General features: G+C 75.2%; 13 protein-coding genes. 10 read left to right on the forward strand and 3 right to left on the reverse strand.

What is annotated here, in order from left to right; all coding sequences use genetic code 11:
- Positions 1–28: 28 nt before the first annotated feature.
- Entirely contained in the window at positions 29–1,069 is a 1,041-nt protein-coding gene (locus ACQPYX_RS02395) for a magnesium and cobalt transport protein CorA (protein ID WP_433801306.1), read from the forward strand.
- A gap of 6 nt (positions 1,070–1,075) precedes the next feature.
- Here the strand turns inward: ACQPYX_RS02395 and ACQPYX_RS02400 are convergent, their stop codons facing one another.
- On the reverse strand, positions 1,076–2,356 hold the full coding sequence (locus ACQPYX_RS02400; protein WP_433801307.1) for an aspartate aminotransferase family protein: 1,281 nt from the start codon (positions 2,354–2,356) through the stop codon (positions 1,076–1,078).
- Positions 2,357–2,401: 45 nt separating this feature from the next.
- Here ACQPYX_RS02400 and ACQPYX_RS02405 point away from each other — a divergent pair, with 45 nt between their 5' ends.
- Positions 2,402–2,869 (forward strand): GNAT family N-acetyltransferase, encoded by a 468-nt coding sequence (locus ACQPYX_RS02405; RefSeq protein ID WP_433801308.1) that lies wholly within the window; start codon positions 2,402–2,404, stop codon positions 2,867–2,869.
- 123 nt (positions 2,870–2,992) lie between these two features.
- A complete protein-coding gene (locus ACQPYX_RS02410; protein ID WP_433801309.1) occupies positions 2,993–4,120 on the forward strand; it encodes a lysylphosphatidylglycerol synthase transmembrane domain-containing protein in 1,128 nt (375 codons plus the stop codon).
- Here the strand turns inward: ACQPYX_RS02410 and ACQPYX_RS02415 are convergent.
- Positions 4,117–6,135 (reverse strand): Hsp70 family protein, encoded by a 2,019-nt coding sequence (locus tag ACQPYX_RS02415; RefSeq protein WP_433801310.1) that lies wholly within the window; start codon positions 6,133–6,135, stop codon positions 4,117–4,119. The genes ACQPYX_RS02410 and ACQPYX_RS02415 overlap by 4 nt on opposite strands.
- A 292-nt stretch (positions 6,136–6,427) precedes the next feature.
- On the opposite strand from ACQPYX_RS02415, the gene ACQPYX_RS02420 reads away from it, so the two are divergent.
- The 6 genes from ACQPYX_RS02420 (at position 6,428) to ACQPYX_RS02445 (ending at position 14,169) form a co-directional block, all read left to right on the forward strand.
- Positions 6,428–7,525: a hypothetical protein gene (locus tag ACQPYX_RS02420; protein WP_433801311.1), complete on the forward strand. Its 1,098-nt coding sequence runs from the start codon at positions 6,428–6,430 to the stop codon at positions 7,523–7,525.
- A gap of 76 nt (positions 7,526–7,601) precedes the next feature.
- The gene (locus tag ACQPYX_RS02425) at positions 7,602–8,357 is read left to right on the forward strand and encodes an IniB N-terminal domain-containing protein (RefSeq protein ID WP_433801312.1); all 756 of its coding nucleotides are present in this window, start codon (positions 7,602–7,604) and stop codon (positions 8,355–8,357) included.
- Between the two features lie 25 nt (positions 8,358–8,382).
- Positions 8,383–9,792 (forward strand): hypothetical protein, encoded by a 1,410-nt coding sequence (locus tag ACQPYX_RS02430; protein WP_433801313.1) that lies wholly within the window; start codon positions 8,383–8,385, stop codon positions 9,790–9,792.
- Positions 9,793–9,825: 33 nt separating this feature from the next.
- Entirely contained in the window at positions 9,826–11,655 is a 1,830-nt protein-coding gene (locus ACQPYX_RS02435; RefSeq protein ID WP_433801314.1) for a dynamin family protein, read from the forward strand.
- On the forward strand, positions 11,652–13,175 hold the full coding sequence (locus ACQPYX_RS02440) for a dynamin family protein (protein ID WP_433801315.1): 1,524 nt from the start codon (positions 11,652–11,654) through the stop codon (positions 13,173–13,175). The genes ACQPYX_RS02435 and ACQPYX_RS02440 overlap by 4 nt, the downstream gene beginning before the upstream one ends.
- Before the next feature lie 148 nt (positions 13,176–13,323).
- On the forward strand, positions 13,324–14,169 hold the full coding sequence (locus ACQPYX_RS02445) for a hypothetical protein (RefSeq protein ID WP_433801316.1): 846 nt from the start codon (positions 13,324–13,326) through the stop codon (positions 14,167–14,169).
- 82 nt (positions 14,170–14,251) lie between these two features.
- Here the strand turns inward: ACQPYX_RS02445 and ACQPYX_RS02450 are convergent, their stop codons facing one another.
- Positions 14,252–16,861 (reverse strand): LuxR C-terminal-related transcriptional regulator, encoded by a 2,610-nt coding sequence (locus ACQPYX_RS02450; protein ID WP_433801317.1) that lies wholly within the window; start codon positions 16,859–16,861, stop codon positions 14,252–14,254.
- Between the two features lie 273 nt (positions 16,862–17,134).
- Here ACQPYX_RS02450 and ACQPYX_RS02455 point away from each other — a divergent pair, with 273 nt between their 5' ends.
- Positions 17,135–17,923: a (Fe-S)-binding protein gene (locus tag ACQPYX_RS02455; RefSeq protein WP_433801318.1), complete on the forward strand. Its 789-nt coding sequence runs from the start codon at positions 17,135–17,137 to the stop codon at positions 17,921–17,923.
- The last annotated feature ends 42 nt before the right edge of the window (positions 17,924–17,965 follow it).

Here is a 17,965-nt window from a genome sequence, read left to right on the forward strand (position 1 = left end):
GCGCTGACATTCGGGTACCCGTCCGGCCATGAGCGTCGTCGACAACGCGGTCTACCGGGCGGGCCGGCGGGAGGCCGAGCCGGAGTCCCTCGACGGGACGCTGTCGGTCCTGCGCGACGAGGAGACCGCCGACGGCCGCGGGGCCGCGGACTTCGCGTGGATCGGTCTGCTGCGGCCGGACGACGACGAGATCGGGCGGGTGGCGCGGGACTTCGCGCTGCCCGAGCTCGCCGTCGAGGACGCGGTGCACGCCCACCAGCGCCCGAAGCTCGAGCGGTACGACGACGTGGAGTTCGTGGTGCTGCGCCCCGCCTGGTACGTCGACGCGGAGGAGGACGTCCAGGTCGGCGAGATCCACCTGTTCCTCGGCGCGGACTTCGTGGTCGCGGTGCGGCACGCCGAGACGCCCGACCTCGCGGACGTGCGCCGCCGCCTCGAGGACGACCCCGACCTGCTCCGGCTCGGTCCGCGCGCCGTGCTCTACGGGATCCTCGACCGGATCGTCGACGACTACCACCCCGTGGTGCGCGAGCTGCGCCGCGACATCGACCAGATCGAGACCGAGGTGTTCGGCGGCGACCCGGACGTGTCGCGGCGCATCTACCACCTCTCGCGCGAGGTCATCGAGTTCCAGCGCGCCACCGATCCGCTGCGCGCGATGCTGCGCACGCTCGTGGCCGAGACCGAGGACGACCCCGGCGCGGTGGTCCTGCACCGGGGCCTGCGCGACGTCGCCGACCACGTCGAGTCCTGCGTGGAGGCCGCCGACGGGTTCCGCCAGCTGCTGGAACGGCTCCTCACGGTCAACGCCTCGCTCGTGGGCCAGCGCCAGAACGAGGAGATGCGGCGGCTCTCGGAGACCAGCCTCGCGCAGGGCGACGAGGTCAAGAAGATCTCCAGCTGGGCGGCGATCATCTTCACGCCGTCCGTGATCGCCGGCGTCTACGGCATGAACTTCGACGACATGCCGGAGCTGCACTGGACCTTCGGCTACCCGTTCGCCGTCGGCCTGATGATCGTCGCCGCCCTGACGCTGTTCCTGATCTTCAAGAACCGCGGCTGGCTCTAGGTCCCCTCAGGCGCCCGGCGCGCTCGGGACCGGCGACTCGACCGGCAGGGCGTCCAGCCCCGCGCGGATGCCCTCACCGAGCAGGCGGATCTCCTCGTCGGTGACGATCAGCGGCGGCGAGACGGCCACCCCCTTGCCCAGGCCGCGCACCAGCAGCCCGGCCGCCCGGGCCCCGGCGAGCACCTTGTTGGGCGCGTCGGGCACCGCCGACAGCACCTCCGGCGTCAGCTCCACCGCGGCCAGCAGGCCGAACCCGGCCCGCACCTCGGCGACGTACGGGTGATCGCGCAGCGGGGCGAGGGACGCCTCGAGCGCCGTCTCCAGCTCCTGGCCCTTCGGGATGAGGCCCTCCCGCTCGTAGACGTCGAGCGTGGCGAGGCCCGCGGCGCAGCAGGTGGGGTGACCGGAGTACGTCGGTCCGTGGCGCAGCGTCCGCTCGCCGGGCGTCGTCCACCACGGTGCGGCGACGTCGGCGGACACGAGCACGCCGCCGAGCGGCAGGTAGCCCGCCGTCACGCCCTTGGCGAAGGTGACCAGGTCCGGCGTGACGCCGAAGCGCTCGATCCCGAACCAGGTGCCCAGCCGCCCGAACCCGCAGATGACGCTGTCGATCACCAGGAGCACGCCGTGGCGGCGGCACAGCTCGGCGACGCCCTCGACGTAGCCCGGCGGCGGGATGTGGACCCCGCCCGCCCCGGTCACCGGCTCCATGACGAACGCGGCGATCCGCTCCGGTCCGACGTCGGCGAACACCTTCTCCACGCCGTCGAGGTCCTGCGGCGCGACGGTGTTCTCGCCGGCGAGCACGCCCCAGCCCTCGCGGTTCGCCGGGATGCCGACGATCGAGGTCCCGTAGCCGTGGGTGCCGTGGTAGCCGGTCTCCCGGGAGACGACGTGCACCCGCTGGTGCTCGCCGCGCGCCTGCCAGTACGAGCGGGCGATCTTCACGGCCGTGTCGATGGCGTCGGCGCCGCCGGAGCCGAGGAACACCTTGCTGTCCGGCCCGGTCGGCGCGAGGGCGGCGAGCCGGTCGGCGAGCTCGAGCGCGGGACGGTTCGCGATGTCCGCGAAGCAGGAGTACGCCTCGAGGCGGCTCATCTGGCGCATCGCCGCGTCGACGATGTCCTGCCGGCCGTGGCCGACGTTGGCATACCAGAGGCTCGCGCACCCGTCGAGGTAGGCGCGGCCGGCCTCGTCGTACACCCAGGCGCCCTCGGCGCGGTCGACGACGAACTCGTGCTCGCGCACGGCGGCCATGTCGGAGAACGGGTGCCACAGGGATCCCATGTCCGCGATTCTCGCCGTCGTGGCAAGCCCCTAGCGTGTGCTCGCGTGGACGTCCGGCCCGTCACCGTCGAGGAGGCGGTGACCCTCGCCTTCGAGCCGGAGGCGTTCGCGGACCGGTTCGGGCTGGTCCTCGTCGAGGGGTGGGACGAGCCGGGCACGCTCGAGCCCACCGTCGAGGCCCTCGAGGGCGGGGTCGACCCGCGCTGGCTCACGCACCTGCTCGTCGAGGGCGACGAGGTCGTCGGGATGGGTGGTTTCACCGGGCCGCCGTGCGACGGCGAGGTGGAGGTCGGCTACCACGTCGCGCCCGCCCGGCAGGGCCGCGGCCTCGCGACGGCGGCGGTGCGCGTCTGGCTCGGTGCCGCGCGCGCGGCGGGGCTCGACCGGGTCGTCGCGAGGACCGCGCCCGGCCCCAACGGTTCCACCACCGTGCTCACGCGCTGCGGCTTCGTCCGGGACGTCGCACGGGAGGACGAGGCGGCGACGTGGTGGTGGGTGCGGTCGTTGCGCTGAGACGCACGACCCACCGACGACCCGGAACGGAGGGTGTGGCGGTGCCGCCGAACGGCTAATCCGGTCGGCGATGCTCGACACCCCGCGTGCACGGAACGCGGTCGATGGAGGACAGTGGAGGACGTGACGGTGACGACGGGCGAGGTGATCGGCCGGGTCCGACGGGTCGCGTCCGCCCGCACCACCCGCGTCGTCGTCGGGATCGCCGTGGTCGCCGCGCTCGTCGTCGGCGCCGTCCTCATCTGGCCCACCATCGAGGCCGCCGGCGCGGCTCTCGCCGACGCGGACGCCATGTGGGTGACGGTCGCCGTCGCCTGCGAGGCGGGTTCGATCCTGGCGTTCTCCCTGCTCCACCACCGGCTGCTGCGGGCCGCGGCGGTCCGCGTCCGGTTCCGCGCGGTCGTCATGGTCACGTTGGCGGCGAACGCCCTGCACCTGACCGTGCCGGGCGGCGCGGCCCTGTCGACGGCCTACACCTTCCGCAAGCGCCGCGCGTGGGGTGCCTCCGGGCCGGTGACGACGTGGACGATGGTCGCCGGCGGCGTCGCCGCCAGCCTCGCCCTGGCCGGGATCGCGGTGGGCTCCGCGCTGGTGGTCAACGGCCGGGCGACCACGCTCGGGCCGCAGCTGCTCCAGCTCGCCGGCGTGGTCGCGCTCGGCGCCGTGATCGTCGTCGTCAGCCGCCGTCCCGGCCTCATCACCGCGGCGGCCTCGGGCGGCCTCCGCTTGGTCAACCGGGTCCGGCGGCGTCCGCGCGAGACCGGCGTGCCGGAACTCGTCACGCAGATCGAGGGGCTCGCCCTCATCGAGCTCGACGCCCGTGGCCGCGTGGTCGTCGGATTCTCGGCGCTGTCCAACTGGCTGCTCGACATCGCCTGCCTCGCCGCCTGCTGCGTCGCCGTCGGCGCGAACGGCATGACCCTCTCGCTGGTCCTCGTCGCCTACGCCGCGGCCACCGCCGCGTCGAGCCTGGCCTTCCTGCCGGGCGGCCTGGGGCTCGTCGACGGCGCGCTGCTCGCCGCCCTCGTCGCCGGCGGGGTCCCCTCGCACCCCGCGCTCGCCGCGGTGCTGCTGTACCGCCTGGTCAGCTTCGTCGGCGTCGCGGCCGCGGGGTGGGGCGCGTGGCTGTGGGTGCAGACGCGGGGCGCCGCCGACGAGCGCCCCCTGGACGACCGCGTGGACGACGGCGAGATCCACACCCTGCCGTTCCCCTCGGCCCGCACCCGCGACGACGTGGTGGGTCCCCGCTAGTTCATCGCGCCGGCCGTCGGGGTCGGCTCGGGCGGCGGGGGCGTGCCCTTCGGCGGCTTCGACGTCGTGGTCGTCGTCGTGGTGGTCCCGGAGCCGTGATGACCGCCGGAGGAGCCGCCGGACCCGCCCGAGCCATCCGACGCCCCGCCGGACGACCCACCGCGGGACCCGCTGCCGGCCGACCCCCCGGTACCCGCCGGGGCCGCGTCGTCCACGGCCACGTCCGACGGGGTGGGCAGGGGCGGGGGCGGGACCGCCTCGCTGGTCGGCGGCGTCACGGTGGCCGACACCGACGCGCTGCGGGCGTAGACCACCCCGCCGGTCGTCAGCGCCGCGACGAGCGCGACGGCGGCGCCGATGGTGAGAAGGAGCCGGGTCCGGGAGCGCGGGGCGTCCGCCGGTGGCTGTTCGAGCGGCTCCCGCGTCGCCGCGGGACCCGCGACCGGGGGCCGGGGCGGAGTGCGTCCGCCCGGGGTCAGGGTGGTGCGGTCGTCCGCGGCCGGTGACCGGAACGGGCCCGACGAGGGCCCCAGCCCGCGGTTCGGGGACGGGAAGTACCCCGAGCCAGGCCCGGTGCGCAGGGCGTCCGGTGCCGGGAAGCGGCTCGACGGCGGTCCGGTGCGGGTGCCGCCGGTGACGGCCGGGAAGCGCGACGAGCCCGGACCCGTCGTCGGGCCGGGACCCTGCGGCGGGACGGGACCCGACGGCGGGGCGGCCCGGGTGGGCCGGGCCGGTGCGGGGGCGGCGGCCGCGGCGCGCAGGTCGAGGAGGCCGGACGACGGGCCGGCCGGTCCGCCGGAGCGGCCGGACGTGCCGGACCCGCCGGTCGCCAGCGTCGAGGTCGCCGCAGCGGCGACGGCCGCGTTCGCCGCGCCGGCCGAGGCGTTCGAGGCGTTCGACGCAGCGGCGGTCCGGCGGGGGGCCGCCGCACGGGGCGCGACGGCCAGGACGGCACCGACCGCGATCGCGGTCTTGGGGTCGGCGTCCACGGCGACCGGGCGGCCGAGTTCCTCGGACACCATCTGGGCCACGAGCGGGATGCGCGAGGAGCCCCCGACGAGCAGGACGGCCTGCAGGTCGTCGGCGGAGAGGCCGGCCGAGGCGACGGTGCGGGTCAGCGCGGCCACGGTGTGGTCGAGCGACCCGCGGATCATCGCCTCGAACTCGCGGCGGGTGAGCCGGACGTTGGTGCGCACCGAGGGCAGCAGGACGGGGATCGTCACCTCGGTGTCCGAGGAGAGCGCCTCCTTGGCCTCCACGCACTCCTGCCGCAGGCGGGTGATCGCGGAGACGACGTCCGGGTCCTCCGGGTCGAGCTCGTCGAACGCGGCGCCCACGCCGGCCCGGGCATGGTCGAACACGCGGTCGTCGAAGTCGACGCCGCCCAGCTGCTCGATGCCCTCCGGGGCACCCGGCAGCTCGAAGCCGTCGGCGGTCTTGCGGACCACGGCCGAGTCGAAGGTGCCGCCACCGAGGTCGTAGACCGCGACCGCGTAGCCGGTCCCGACGTGCTCCTTCGCGGCGTAGGCGACGGCGGCGGCCTGCGGCTCGGGCAGGAACGTCGTGGCCGGCAGCCCGACCTCGCGCAGCGCCGTGGCCAGCAGCTCGCGCTTGTGCTCGCCCCAGCTCGCGGGGTGGGTGACCGCGACCGTCTCGGCCGGTCCGCCCTCCCGCTCGGCGACCTTGTCGGTGACCCAGCGGGCCATCCGCGCGGCGAGGTCCTGGGCGGTGTGCACGGCGTCGCCGACGACGAGCGGGACGTCGTCCCCGATGCGGCGCTTGAACTGCCGCACGACCCGTTCCGGCTCCGTGCGGGCCCGCCGCTCCGCGGACTCGCCGACCAGCACCGTCCCGTCCGCGGCGAGGTAGAGCACCGAGGACACCGACGCCGAGCGGCTCCCGAGCGCGACGATCTCGGGCTCGCCCCAGGCCGACCCGCCCGCCGGCCGCGAGACGGCGGCGGCGGTGTAGGTCGTGCCCAGGTCGATGCCGAGCCGGTAGCGCGGGCTGCTCATGCCGTCGTCCCCTCTCTCCTGCCGTGCGGTCGTGACCGGCCGAGTATCGCGGCCACGTGGTGGACACAGCGGGGCCGCGGACGGGACTAGGGCGAATCCCCGCATCCATTCGAGTGACGTCCCCCCTCCCACCTATCACCGTGGGTCAGCACACTCCGCACTCGTTCCCCCTCGGCCGACGGATTCGCCCCGATGGCCCGGGGGCCGCCGATTCCTAGCGTTCTCGTCATCGCCGCACCGACCGACCGGGGCGGCCCCGCAGACCGGCACCGTCACCCGAGGAGTGATCCTGATGAGCCAGGCCCCGATCGCCACCAACGAGTCCCAGAACGACCTCGCCGAGGCCTGGGACCGCGTCGTGCAGTACCTGATGGGCCTCTCGCCCGACGCCCGGGCGGAGGCGCTCGCCAACCCCGGGGACACGCTCGACAACGCCGGCCTCGGCGACGTCGACGGCCCCACGCTGCAGCAGGCCATCGTCAACTCCGGCAGCTTCAACCGCGAGTACAACATCGGCAACCAGAGCGGCGGCGGCTCGGGCGGCGGCCACGGCGGTGGTGGCGGCGGGCACGTCGCGCCGCCGCCCCCGCCGAACTGCGACCCGCTCCCCGGGGAGACGCACCACGAGGCCGCCGAGCGGGTCATGAACTACTACATCAACAACACCTACACCTCGATCGTCGACCAGTCGACGAACATCGGCGGCAACAACTTCGGCGACATCACCAACCGCCAGGTGGCCGGCAACAACAACCAGGTCGGCGACGGCAGCGCCTTCGGCGACAACCTCGACATCGACGGGGACGACGCCGTCGTCACCACCGGCGACAACAACCAGGTCGCGCCCGGCAACGGCAACGTGCTGGTCGGCGACAACAACACCCTCGACGACATCACCACCGGGAACGGCAACGCCGTCGGCGACGGCTCCGCGGTAGGCGCCGGCAACGCGACCGGCGACGGCGCGGTGGCCCTCGGCGGCGGCTCGGTCGGCGGCAACGTCAACACCGGTCAGGGCGCCCAGGTCGGCGACGGCTCGGCCTTCGGGACCGGCTCGGCGGCGGGTGGCGGTTCGGTGTCCAACAGTGGGGTGCAGGGCAACGGCAACACCACCGGGTTCGGCGACGGCGGGGTCAACAGCGGCTCCATCGACGCCTCGCACGGCGGCGCGGTCGGCCTGGGCGGTGGCGACGGCGACGTGTCCTCGAGCAACACCGAGGACAACGACGGCGTCGACAACGACAACTCGCACAACGACAACTCGACCGACAACTCGAGCCACGACTCGCACGACGACAACGACGGCGTCGACAACGACAACTCGCACAACGACAACTCGGAGACCGACAACAACAACGTCGACACCGACGCCGGCTTCCTCAACCTCTGACCTCGTCCCCGGTCCGGCCCGCCACGGCGGGCAGGACCGGGCCCCGACCGGTACGACGACGAGGAGGTGACCACGCGTGACGGACACGGCGCCGGGAGCGGAGAGCCTGCTCGACTGGATGACCGGCCTGGTGGCGGACCCCGCGGCGCGGGCGCGCTTCGCCGCCGACCCGCAGCACGAGATCGGGGCGCAGGGCCTCGCGGACCTCGACCCGGCCGACGTCGCGCACTCCATGCCGCTCGTGACCGACACGGTCGCTGCCCGCTTCGACGCCGTCGTCGACCTCCCCGCCACGCCGGTGCAGCTCGCGGGGGAGAGCGCCGTCGACGCGCTCGCCCGGCACTTCGGCGTCGTCCCGTCCGTGGTGACGGGGGTCGTGCCCGCCGAGGACGACCTCGACGACTGGACCGGGACCCTCGTCGACGACCTCGCGGGTGCACCGGACGGCCTCGAGGGCGTGGTGGACGCCGGCCCGGGGGTCGACCTCGACCTCGACGGCACGGGCGATCTCGACGGCGCCCACCACGACCACGACCTCGACGTCATGACCCGGCTCGACGTCGACCACGACCTCGACGGCTCGGACGCGACCGCTGACGCCGCGGCCCCGACCCTCGCCTTCCTGCCCGGGGCGGGAGCTCCGCCCACCGGCCCTCCGCACGAGCCGGTCGAGCCGACCGAACCGGTCGACGACCCCGGCGATCCGGTCGAGCTGCACGACCGGTCGCTCGACCACCTGCCCGACCACCCGGCCGACGACGACCTCGGCGCCCACCACCCCGTGGCCGACGACCACCACGGCTTCGATCCCGACCTCGACGTGGCCCCCTGAGCGGGCGCTCCAGGAGATGACGACCATGACCGCCGCCCGCCCCACCGTCCACGAACCGCTCGGCGAGCTCGGCGACGGACTGCCCGCACCGGGGACCGACGAGGGCTGGGCCGCGCTCGCGGCCGAGGCCGCGAGCCACGGCTACCCCGACCCGCAGTCCTACGTCGCCGCGTACCAGGCGGGCCACGTCAACGTCGGCTTCGCCGGCTACCAGCCGGGCAACCCGCACACCGGGTTCGGCCAGGTCCAGGCCTACGACCGGGCCGCGGGCGAGGCCGGGGTCCCCATCGGCGAGTACGCCGCGATGCACACCCCCGAGGCCCTCGCGGCCGCCCGGGGCGAGACGCCGCCGAGCGGCGACCACCCCTTCACCCCGCCCGCGAACTTCACCGCCGACGGGCACCCGATCGAGTACGGCCCGGACGGCACCGGGACCGTCACGAACGACTACCGCGAGCTGCCGGACGGGGTCGACCACTACGACCGGTACACCGGGGAACCGCTCGACGCGCAGGGTCACGTCGTCCCGGGCGTCGCGAACGCCGGCGAGGGCCACGTGTTCTCCAGCGCCCTGGACCAGCGGATCGGTCTCGACGAGCACGGGCGGCTCGACCCGGACGAGATCGACCGGCTCGAGGCCGAGGCGCGCGAGCACGGCCGCGCCACGGTGTCCGACGACGTCGCCGCGACCACCCGCCCGTTCCCGGGCCACCCGCTCTCCGACACCGGGGCATACGCGCGACCCGTCGTCGGGCCGGGACAGCCGCCCATCGCCTACTCCGGTCCCGACGGCGCCTACGTCATCGCGGGTGACGGCACGGTCCTGACCGCCGAGCCGGGTCGGGAGCTGCTCTACGAGGGCGAGCACGGGTCGGCCGTCGTGGGGGCGGACGGTCGGGTGATCACCACCGACGAGCACGGGCGGATCACCGTGACCGAGCCCGTGGTCCGGACCGAGGAGGAGCACCAGACCTTCCTGCCCGAGGACGACCTCGTCGCGAACATCGGCTACGAGGACCTCGACGTCGGCGACCCCGACTTCCCCCCGGAGTCGGGCCTCGATCACGACGACCTGCCGGTCGGCGAGGACCACGCGCTCGACGACGGGCTCGACGACGGGTTCGGAGACGGGCCCGGCGCGGGGGAGCCCGCCACTGCGGACGGCACCTTCGGGCACGGTGCCCCGGACCCGCGGGTCACGACCACCGCGGACGACCTCCGGCCGGGGCCGGAGGACCGCGACGAGCCGAGCGGGTCGGAGACCGATCCCGACCCGGGCTCGGGTCTCGCGGCCGAGGACCGGTCGGACCCGTCGTCGGGCTCGGAGTACGACGACAGCGGCTCCGACCACGACGTCGACAGCGCTTCCGGCCAGGGTTCGGACCAGGGCTCGGACCACGACTCCGACCACGACGCCCAGCTCGACCCCGCCTGACCCGACCCCAGCCAGCCCCGGAGGGAGACGACGGTGGCCGAGACGAACCGCTCGCTCGCGTTGATCGACCTGGCGCTCCAGGCCACCGAGGCCTACGACCGCCCCGACCTGTCCGAGCGGCTGCGCGCCACCCGCCGCCGCATCGCGGACCCCGACATCCGCGTGCTGATCGTCGGGGAGTTCAAGCAGGGCAAGAGCGCGCTGGTGAACGCCCTGGTCAACGCCGAGGTCTGTCCCGTCGACGACGACATCTCGACCGCGGTGACGACGGTCGTGAAGTACACGAGCGGGCAGCCGTCGGTGACGGTCGTGCGCGAGCAGGCCGTCGACGGGCAGGGGGAGTCGCGGGAGGAACGCACCGACGTCGACCTCGGCGACATCCGCCGCTACGTCTCGGAGGCGGGCAACCCCGGCAACCGGGAGAACGTCAGCTACGTCGAGGTGCGGCTGCCGCGGCGGGTGCTCTCGACCGGCCTCGTCGTCGTCGACACCCCCGGCGTCGGCGGCCTCGGCTCGGCGCACGGGCAGATGACGATGGGGGCCCTCCCGACGGCGGACGCGGTGCTGCTGATCTCGGACGCCGCGCAGGAGTACACCGCCCCCGAGCTGCGGTTCCTGTCCCAGGCGATGTCGCTGTGCCCGAACGTGGCCTGCGTGCTGACGAAGACCGACCTGCACCCGGAATGGCGGCGGATCGCCGAGCTCGACCGCGGGCACCTCACGCGGGCCGGGATCGCGGCGGAGCTCCTGCCGACGTCGTCGGTGCTGCGTCAGGTCGCCGCGCGGACCAACGACGCCGCGCTCAACGAGGAGGCCGGCTTCAAGGCCCTCGTCGGCTACCTGCGCGACCGCGTGACCAAGCAGGCCGAGGTCATGGACCGCCGCTCGGCCTCCCGTGACGTGCAGTCCGCCGTCGAGCAGATGTCCCAGAAGATGCGGACCGAGCTCGAGGCGCAGCAGGACCCGGGGAACGCAGAGGTGCTGATCGCGCGGCTCAAGGAGGCCCAGGAGCGGGCGGAGAACCTCAAGAAGCGCTCGGCGCGCTGGCAGCTGACCCTCAACGACGGGTTCGGGGACCTGACGTCGGACATCGAGTACGACCTGCGCGACCGCATGCGTTCGATCCAGAAGGAGGCCGAGGAGCGCATCGACGAGAGCGATCCGGGCGAGATCTGGGACCAGTTCGCCGACTGGGTGCACACCGGCGTCGCCGCGGCGGCGTCGACGAACTTCGTCTGGGCCTCGCAGCGCGCGCGGCACCTGGCCGGTCAGGTGGCCGACCACTTCGTCGCCGGGGGGCAGGCGGCGCTCCCGGACGTCGACCGGATCTCCTCCCGCGGGCTCGGCGGGCAGGTCAACCCGATGGTCCGCCCGGACATGGAGCGCTACCGCTTCGGGCAGAAACTCTTCACCGGTATCCGCGGCGGCTACGGCGGCATGCTCATGGCCGGCATGGCGACCTCGCTGGCCGGCCTCGCGATGATCAACCCGATCTCCGGCGGCGTGGCGCTCGTCCTCGGGATGAAGGGTGTCAAGGAGGAGAAGGCGCGCCTGCTCGCGAAGCGGCGCAACGACGCCAAGACCGCGGTGCGCAAGCACGTCGACGACGTGTCGTTCCAGGTCGGGAAGGACTCGCGCGACATGCTCCGCATCGTCCAGCGGACCCTGCGCGACCACTTCCAGGAACTCGCCCAGGAACTGACGACGTCGATGGCGGAGTCGGTCAAGTCGGCGCAGGAGGCCGTCCGGACGGTCACGACGGACCGGGAGCGGCGCATCGCCGACCTCGAGGCGGAGCTCGGGCGCCTGGGCGGCCTCGAGACGCAGGCCCGCGAGCTCGTCGCGGGAGACCCGCAGCGATGACGACGACCGCTCCCCGCCAGAACCTCGGGTCGCGGGCCCGCTCGTTGGTGCGGGCCGCCCTCGACGAGTACGCGGACAGCCCGCAGGCCGCCGGCTGGCTCCGGCACCACCTCGACCGGTTCGACGAACCGTTGCGTCTCGCCATCGCCGGGAAGGTGAAGGCGGGCAAGTCGACGCTGCTCAACGCGCTGGTCGGGGAGGAGATCGCGGCGACCGACGCGGGGGAGTGCACGCGGGTCGTCACCTGGTACTCCGACGGGCCCAGCCCGCGGATCGTCCTGCACCCCCGGCGCGGGGAGCCGCGGCCGCTGCGCACCCACCGCGACGAGCACGGCGGCCTCGTCATCGATCTCGACGGGACCGACCCCGAGACCGTGGACCGGCTGATGGTCGACTGGCCGTCGTCGGGACTGCGGACGACCGCGCTGATCGACACCCCGGGCATCGCGTCGCTGACCGCGGACGCGGCGGGACGGGCGGGGGAGTTCCTCACCCCCGAGGACGCCCCGGGGCAGGCGGACGCCGTGCTCTACCTGATGCGGCACCTGCACGCGGCCGACGCCCGGTTCCTGGAGTCGTTCCACGACCGGCACGTCGCCCGGGCGACCCCGGTGAACACCGTCGCGGTCCTGTCCCGGGCCGACGAGATCGGGTCCGGCCGGCTCGACGCGCTGATCTCGGCGCGCCGGATCGCGGGCCGGTACCGCACCGACGAGAAGCTCTCGACGCTGTGCCAGACCGTCGTCGCCGTCGCCGGGCTGCTCGCGCTCACCGGGCGGACCCTGCGCCAGGACGAGTACCTCGCGCTGCGCTCGCTCGCGGGCGTCGATCCCGCGGTCACCGAGTCGATGCTGCTCTCGGCCGACCGCTTCGTCGCGCCGCCGCCGTCGGTGGTCGCCGCGGTGCCGGACGACGTCGGCGGCGGCACCCGGGCGGCGCTGCTCGGCCGGCTCGGGCTGTTCGGGATCCGGACCTCCCTCGCCCTGCTGCGCCAGGGGACCGACGGCGGGGCGGCCCCGGACGCGGCGGCCCTCGCGGCCGAGCTGGTGCGGCGCAGCGGCCTGGACGAGCTGCGGGAGGTGCTGGCGACCCAGTTCGCCGAGCGGCGGGACCTGCTCAAGGCCCGGTCGGCGCTGCTCGCCGTCGAGCTGGTGCTGCGGCGCGAGCCGCGGCCGGCGGCGAAGGCGCTGGCCACCGAGGTCGAGCGGGTGTTCGCGAGCGGGCACGAGTTCGCCGAGCTGCGGTTGCTGGCCGCGCTGCGTTCGCGGGCGGTGGGCCTCCCGGCCGAGGTGCGGGAGGAGGCGGAGCGCCTCGTCGGGGGCTCCGGGACGCGGGCCGCGGTGCGCCTCGGGATCGACCCGGAGGCTGACGCCGCGACGGCGCGTGCGGCCGCCGTCGAGACGTTGCAGCGCTGGCGCAGACGGGCGGCCTCGCCGTTGTCGGACCGGACGACGAGCGACGCGTGCGGCGTCGTCGTGCGGAGCATCGAGGGGATGCTGGTGTCGCTCACGGGCTCCTGACACTCGAACGAGTGGTGCTTACGGACGCAGAGTCAGTGCACCGTTCGGAGTATCAGGAGAGCCATACGGACGCGCCGTTGTCGGTGGTGGACAGCGCCCGGCCGAATCGTCTCCCCGGCCGGGCGGCCCCTCGGACAACGGAGGCACTGTGGGCGGGCTGGCGGATCCGGAGTTCGTGCGTCTCGGCGAGGCGTTGCAGCGCCGGCACCGGGTGCAGGGCCGGGTGCGGCGCACGGCGGCCACCGTGGCCTGTGCGGTCCCGGCGCTGCGCGAGCGGGTGCCGGTGCTGGCCGACCTGCCGCAGCTGACCGTGACCTGCTCGGTCTCGGCGACCGGCGACCGGATGGCGGCCAAGTACGACGGGGCGCGCTCCGGCGTGCCGCGGCGCCTCGCGGTCTCGGTGCTCGAGCTGCCCGAGTCGGTCGAGGACTACCTGCGCGGGCGCTCGAAGCAGGCCCTGCGCACCAACAGCCGCCGGGCCCGCGAGGCCGGCGTGACCTGCCGTCGGATGGGGCGGGTGGAGGCCGAGGTCCGGCTCGCGGCGCTGCTGCGCGCCCGCGACGAGGAGGACCTGCTGCCCGAGGTGCGCGGCGACCTCGTCGCCGGCGTGGTGCAGGCGTGGGTGGCGCGCGACGCGGACGACGCGACCGAGGTCATCGCCCTGACGTCGGTCGACGGGACCTTCGCCCGCCTCGACCTGATGCTCTCCGCGCCCGACCGCGAGTCCGGCCCCGCCCGCTACCTGCTGTCGGCGCACCTCGTCGAGGAGCTGATCGCACGCGGCGTCCGGCACCTCGCCGTCGACACCGCCCTCTGGCTCGACGCCGGGCTGCGCCACTTCCAGCGTCTCCTCGGGTTCGAGCCGACGACGCTCGAGTTCACCCGCGGCACCGGACCCGAGGTCGTTCCCGACGACGGGCCGTTCCCGGCTCCGCGCGTCTCCTCCGGCCCGCTCCCGGTGGCGGTACCTGCGACGGCCGGTTCCGCCTCCTGATCCTCGCGTCCCGGGCCTGACGGGGGTCGGGCCCGGGACGCGTCCCCCTCACGGCGCCGGCCGGCGCGACCACCACGATCGCCTAGACCGGGCCGCCCACCAACTCCCGCAGCCGGGCGAACAGCTCGCCGCGACTCGTCGACCCCAACCGCTGCCGGATGCGGGCCACGTGGTGCTCGACGGTCTTCGCGGAGATGTAGAGCTGCGCCCCGATCTGCTTGTGCGTCAGCCCGGCGAGCACGAGCCGGGCCACCTCGCGCTCGCGCTCGGAGAGTGAGACCTCGCCGGGGTCGGCGACCAGGCCCGCCGTCGGGACGGGGTCCCCGCCGTCCGCCGCGGGCCGGCCCGAGTCCGCGAGCGAACGGGCGCAGGCCAGGAGGGTCGCCATGGCGCGCCGGTCGCGCGTGCGGATGGCGGCCTCGCCCGCGAGGCGTGCACCGTCCCACGTCCAGCCCAGCCGGTGCAGGCCCCGGGCCGCGCTCTCGACCGTCGCCGGGTCGACCTCCCCGACCACCGCCGCGTGCCATACCTCGGCGCCCCGGGCCAGAGCGCCGGCCAGCACCGACGAGTGCGCCACCGCCCGCAGCGCCGCGAGCTGACGCTCCGCCGCGGGCACGTCCTCGGCGGTGATCGCGGCCGCGAACCCGTACCAACTGGTGGTCGCCCGCCACAGCGGCGGGTCGCCGAGCGCGGTGAGCACCGCGTCGGCCGCGTCCCACGCCACCCGCACCGCCGACCGTTCGCGCAGCCGGGCCGCCCCCACGAGCAGCTCGCCGAGCGGGAGGAGCACGAACAGGTCGACCGGGTGGCGCACCAGCGCCTCCCGCGCCCGGCTCCAGCCGGCCTTCAGGCCCGCCGAGTCGCCCGTCCGGCGGGCCACGGCGATCTCCAGGGCAGCCGCGGGCAGCTCGTCCCGGGGCTCCAGCGGGCGGTCCGCGCGGGCGGCCGTGACCTGCTCGCGCACGCCGGCGACGTCCCCGCGCACCATGGCCACCCACGCGAGCAGCAGGCGGTGCCGCGGCACCAGTGCCGGTCCGCCCGGGGTGGTCTCGACGGCGCGCCGCAGCACCGACTCCGCGACGTCGACCTCACCGGCGTGCAGCGCGACCAGGGCGGCCAGCGCCGACGGCGAGTCGGGCAGCAGGACCCCCGACCCGAGCGGTTCGAGCAGCGACGCCGCCCGCGTCAGCTCCGAGAGCGCGGCCGACGCGGCGCCGGGGTCGGGGCGCAGGGAGGTCAGGACGCCCTCGGCGGTCAGCGCGACCGCGGACCGGACGGTGGTCGATCCGATCGTCGTCCCGGCCTCGGGCAGCGCGTCGGCGCGCTCCCGGTCCCCGTTCCCGACGAGGCCCGGGGCGGCCAGGGCGCGCAGGCCCGGCTCCGCGACGAGCATCCCGGCGGCGCGTCGACCGGTCCCGCGGTGGGCCATGACGGTCGCGACCACGGTCACCGCACGCGCGCGTTCCTCGTCGTCGCGAGCCGCCGTGAGGGGGTCGGCCAGCCGCAGCGCGGTGTCGAGGTCGCCCGCGAGCGCGGCCGCCTCGGCCCGGCGCAGCACCACCGACTCCGGGGACGCCCCGGCGGCCACCGCATCCGCGTAGAGGGCCCCGGCCAGGTGCGGGGCCGACGCGAGCGCCTCGTCGCCGGCGGCGGTGAAGACCCGCGGCAGGTCGCCGCCGCGCAGGCCGGAGCCGAGCAGTCGGCGCGCCGGCCCGAGGACCGAGGCGCCTCGCGCCAGCGCCTGCTCGGCGATGCGGCGCTCGAGGTCGAGGCGTTCGTCGGCGGCCGCGAGCCGGACGAGACTGCGGCGGGCCAGGGGCGGCACGGTCTCCACCGGGGCGCCGAGCTCGGGCGGCGCGTCCGGGGCGGGCAGCAGCAGACCGCTCGCCCGGGCCCGTTCGCGCCGGTCCTCGAGCGTGGTGCGGTCGACCTCCAGGACGTCCGCGAGCGCGGCCGGGACCCGGGGCGCTCCCACCGCGAGCGCGAGGAGCAGCCGCCGCGTCCCGTCGTCGAGCCCGCCGATCTCGTGGCGCAGCAGGTCGAGCACGCCGGGCGGAACCTCCTGCGAGCCGCGCTCGGCCGCGGCCGACACCCCGCGGGGGCCGCCGTCCCGGATCTGCGTGACGAGCCGGTCGACGACCGCGGGGGAGCCCCCGGACAGCCGGCGCAGGGTGGTCGCGAGGGGCGGCGGGCACCGGGAACCCAGCACGGCGGACGCGCGGTCGGCCGTGTCCGCCGCGGTCAGCGGCTCGAGCGTCACGGGTGCGCGCTCCCGGCCGAGCGCGAGCCACAGCGTGGAGAGCGCGCGCGGGCACGGCCACGGACGGGCGGTGACGACGAGGCGGGCGTCCGGGTCGTCGGCGACGTCGGTCAGCTCGGCGAGGGTCGCCTCGTCCAGCGCGTGCGCGTCGTCGACGAGCAGCAGCGCGTCCTCGTCCGAGGGGAAGGGCACGGTGTCGCCGGAGCGGATCCGTCGGGTCGTCACCCCACGTCGGCGGGCCGAGCGGACGAGCGCGGAGATCACGGCGCTCTTCCCCGATCCGCCCGGCCCGACGACGGCGGCCGCGAGCGGCGCGCGGGGGTCGGCGCGGTGCGCCGCGAGGAGCGCCACCGCACCCGGCAGCCCCGCGACCATCGGGTCGCGTGCCGCCTCGACCTCCTCGCCCCCCGCCGCTCGCAGCCGCCCGGGCATCGTCAGGCTTCCTGACGACGGGTCGCACGTCCCTGCCCGGCACGCGGGTGCAGGACGTGAGGCATGTGCCCGATTGTCTGACACGGTGGGTGACGACGGAACCGGTCAGAGCGGAGTGCAGTAGTCGGAACGCGGACTACTGCATTGCGGAGCGTCACGGGGTAACCACACGTGTGGGCGTCGTCGTCGGCCGTCGGTGACGGTGAGCGCCGGTCGGCCCGACCGGGCAGACTCGCCAGGACCACCACACCGGCCGTCGGGAAGGACCCGCCCATGCGGATCGCCGTCGTCGCGACCTGCCTCGGGGACGCGATGTTCCCGCAGGCGCCGATCGCGACGGTGCAGCTGCTCGAACGGCTGGGGCACGAGGTCGTCTTCCCGGCGGACCAGACCTGCTGCGGCCAGATGCACGTCAACACCGGCTACCTGGACACGGCGCTGCCGGTCGTGCGCCACCACGTCGAGGTGTTCGGGCGGGCCCTCGACGACGGCGTGGACGCGATCGTGGCGCCGTCGGGCTCGTGCGTGGGGTGCGTGCGCCACCAGCACGCGATGGTCGCCCGCCGGGCCGGCGACGAGGGGCTCGCGCAGGCGGCCGAGGAGGGCGCGGCCCGTACCTTCGAGCTCTCCGAGCTGCTCGTGGACGTCCTCGGCGTGACCGACGTCGGCGCCTACTACCCGCACCGCGTCACCTACCACCCGACCTGCCACTCCCTGCGGATGCTGCGCGTCGGCGACAAGCCGCTGCAGCTGCTGCGCGCGGTGCGCGGCCTGCAGCTCGTCGAGCTGCCCGAGGCGGAGGTCTGCTGCGGGTTCGGCGGCACGTTCGCGGTGAAGAACGCGGAGACCTCGACGGCGATGCTCGCGGACAAGATGGCGAACGTGCTCTCGTCGCGGGCCGAGGTGTGCACCGCCGGCGACTCCTCGTGCCTCATGCACATCGGCGGCGGTCTGTCCCGGCTGCGCTCCGGGGTCCGCACCGTGCACCTGGCGGAGATCCTGGCCAGCACCGATCGCGACGACGCGTCGACCGACATCGTCTTCGAGGAGGCGTCGCGATGACGGCCGTGGAACAGGGACGCGCAGCGGAGCGGAGCCGGACCG

Source organism: Actinomycetospora sp. CA-084318 (assembly GCF_050955885.1).
Classification (GTDB): Bacteria; Actinomycetota; Actinomycetes; order Mycobacteriales; family Pseudonocardiaceae; genus Actinomycetospora.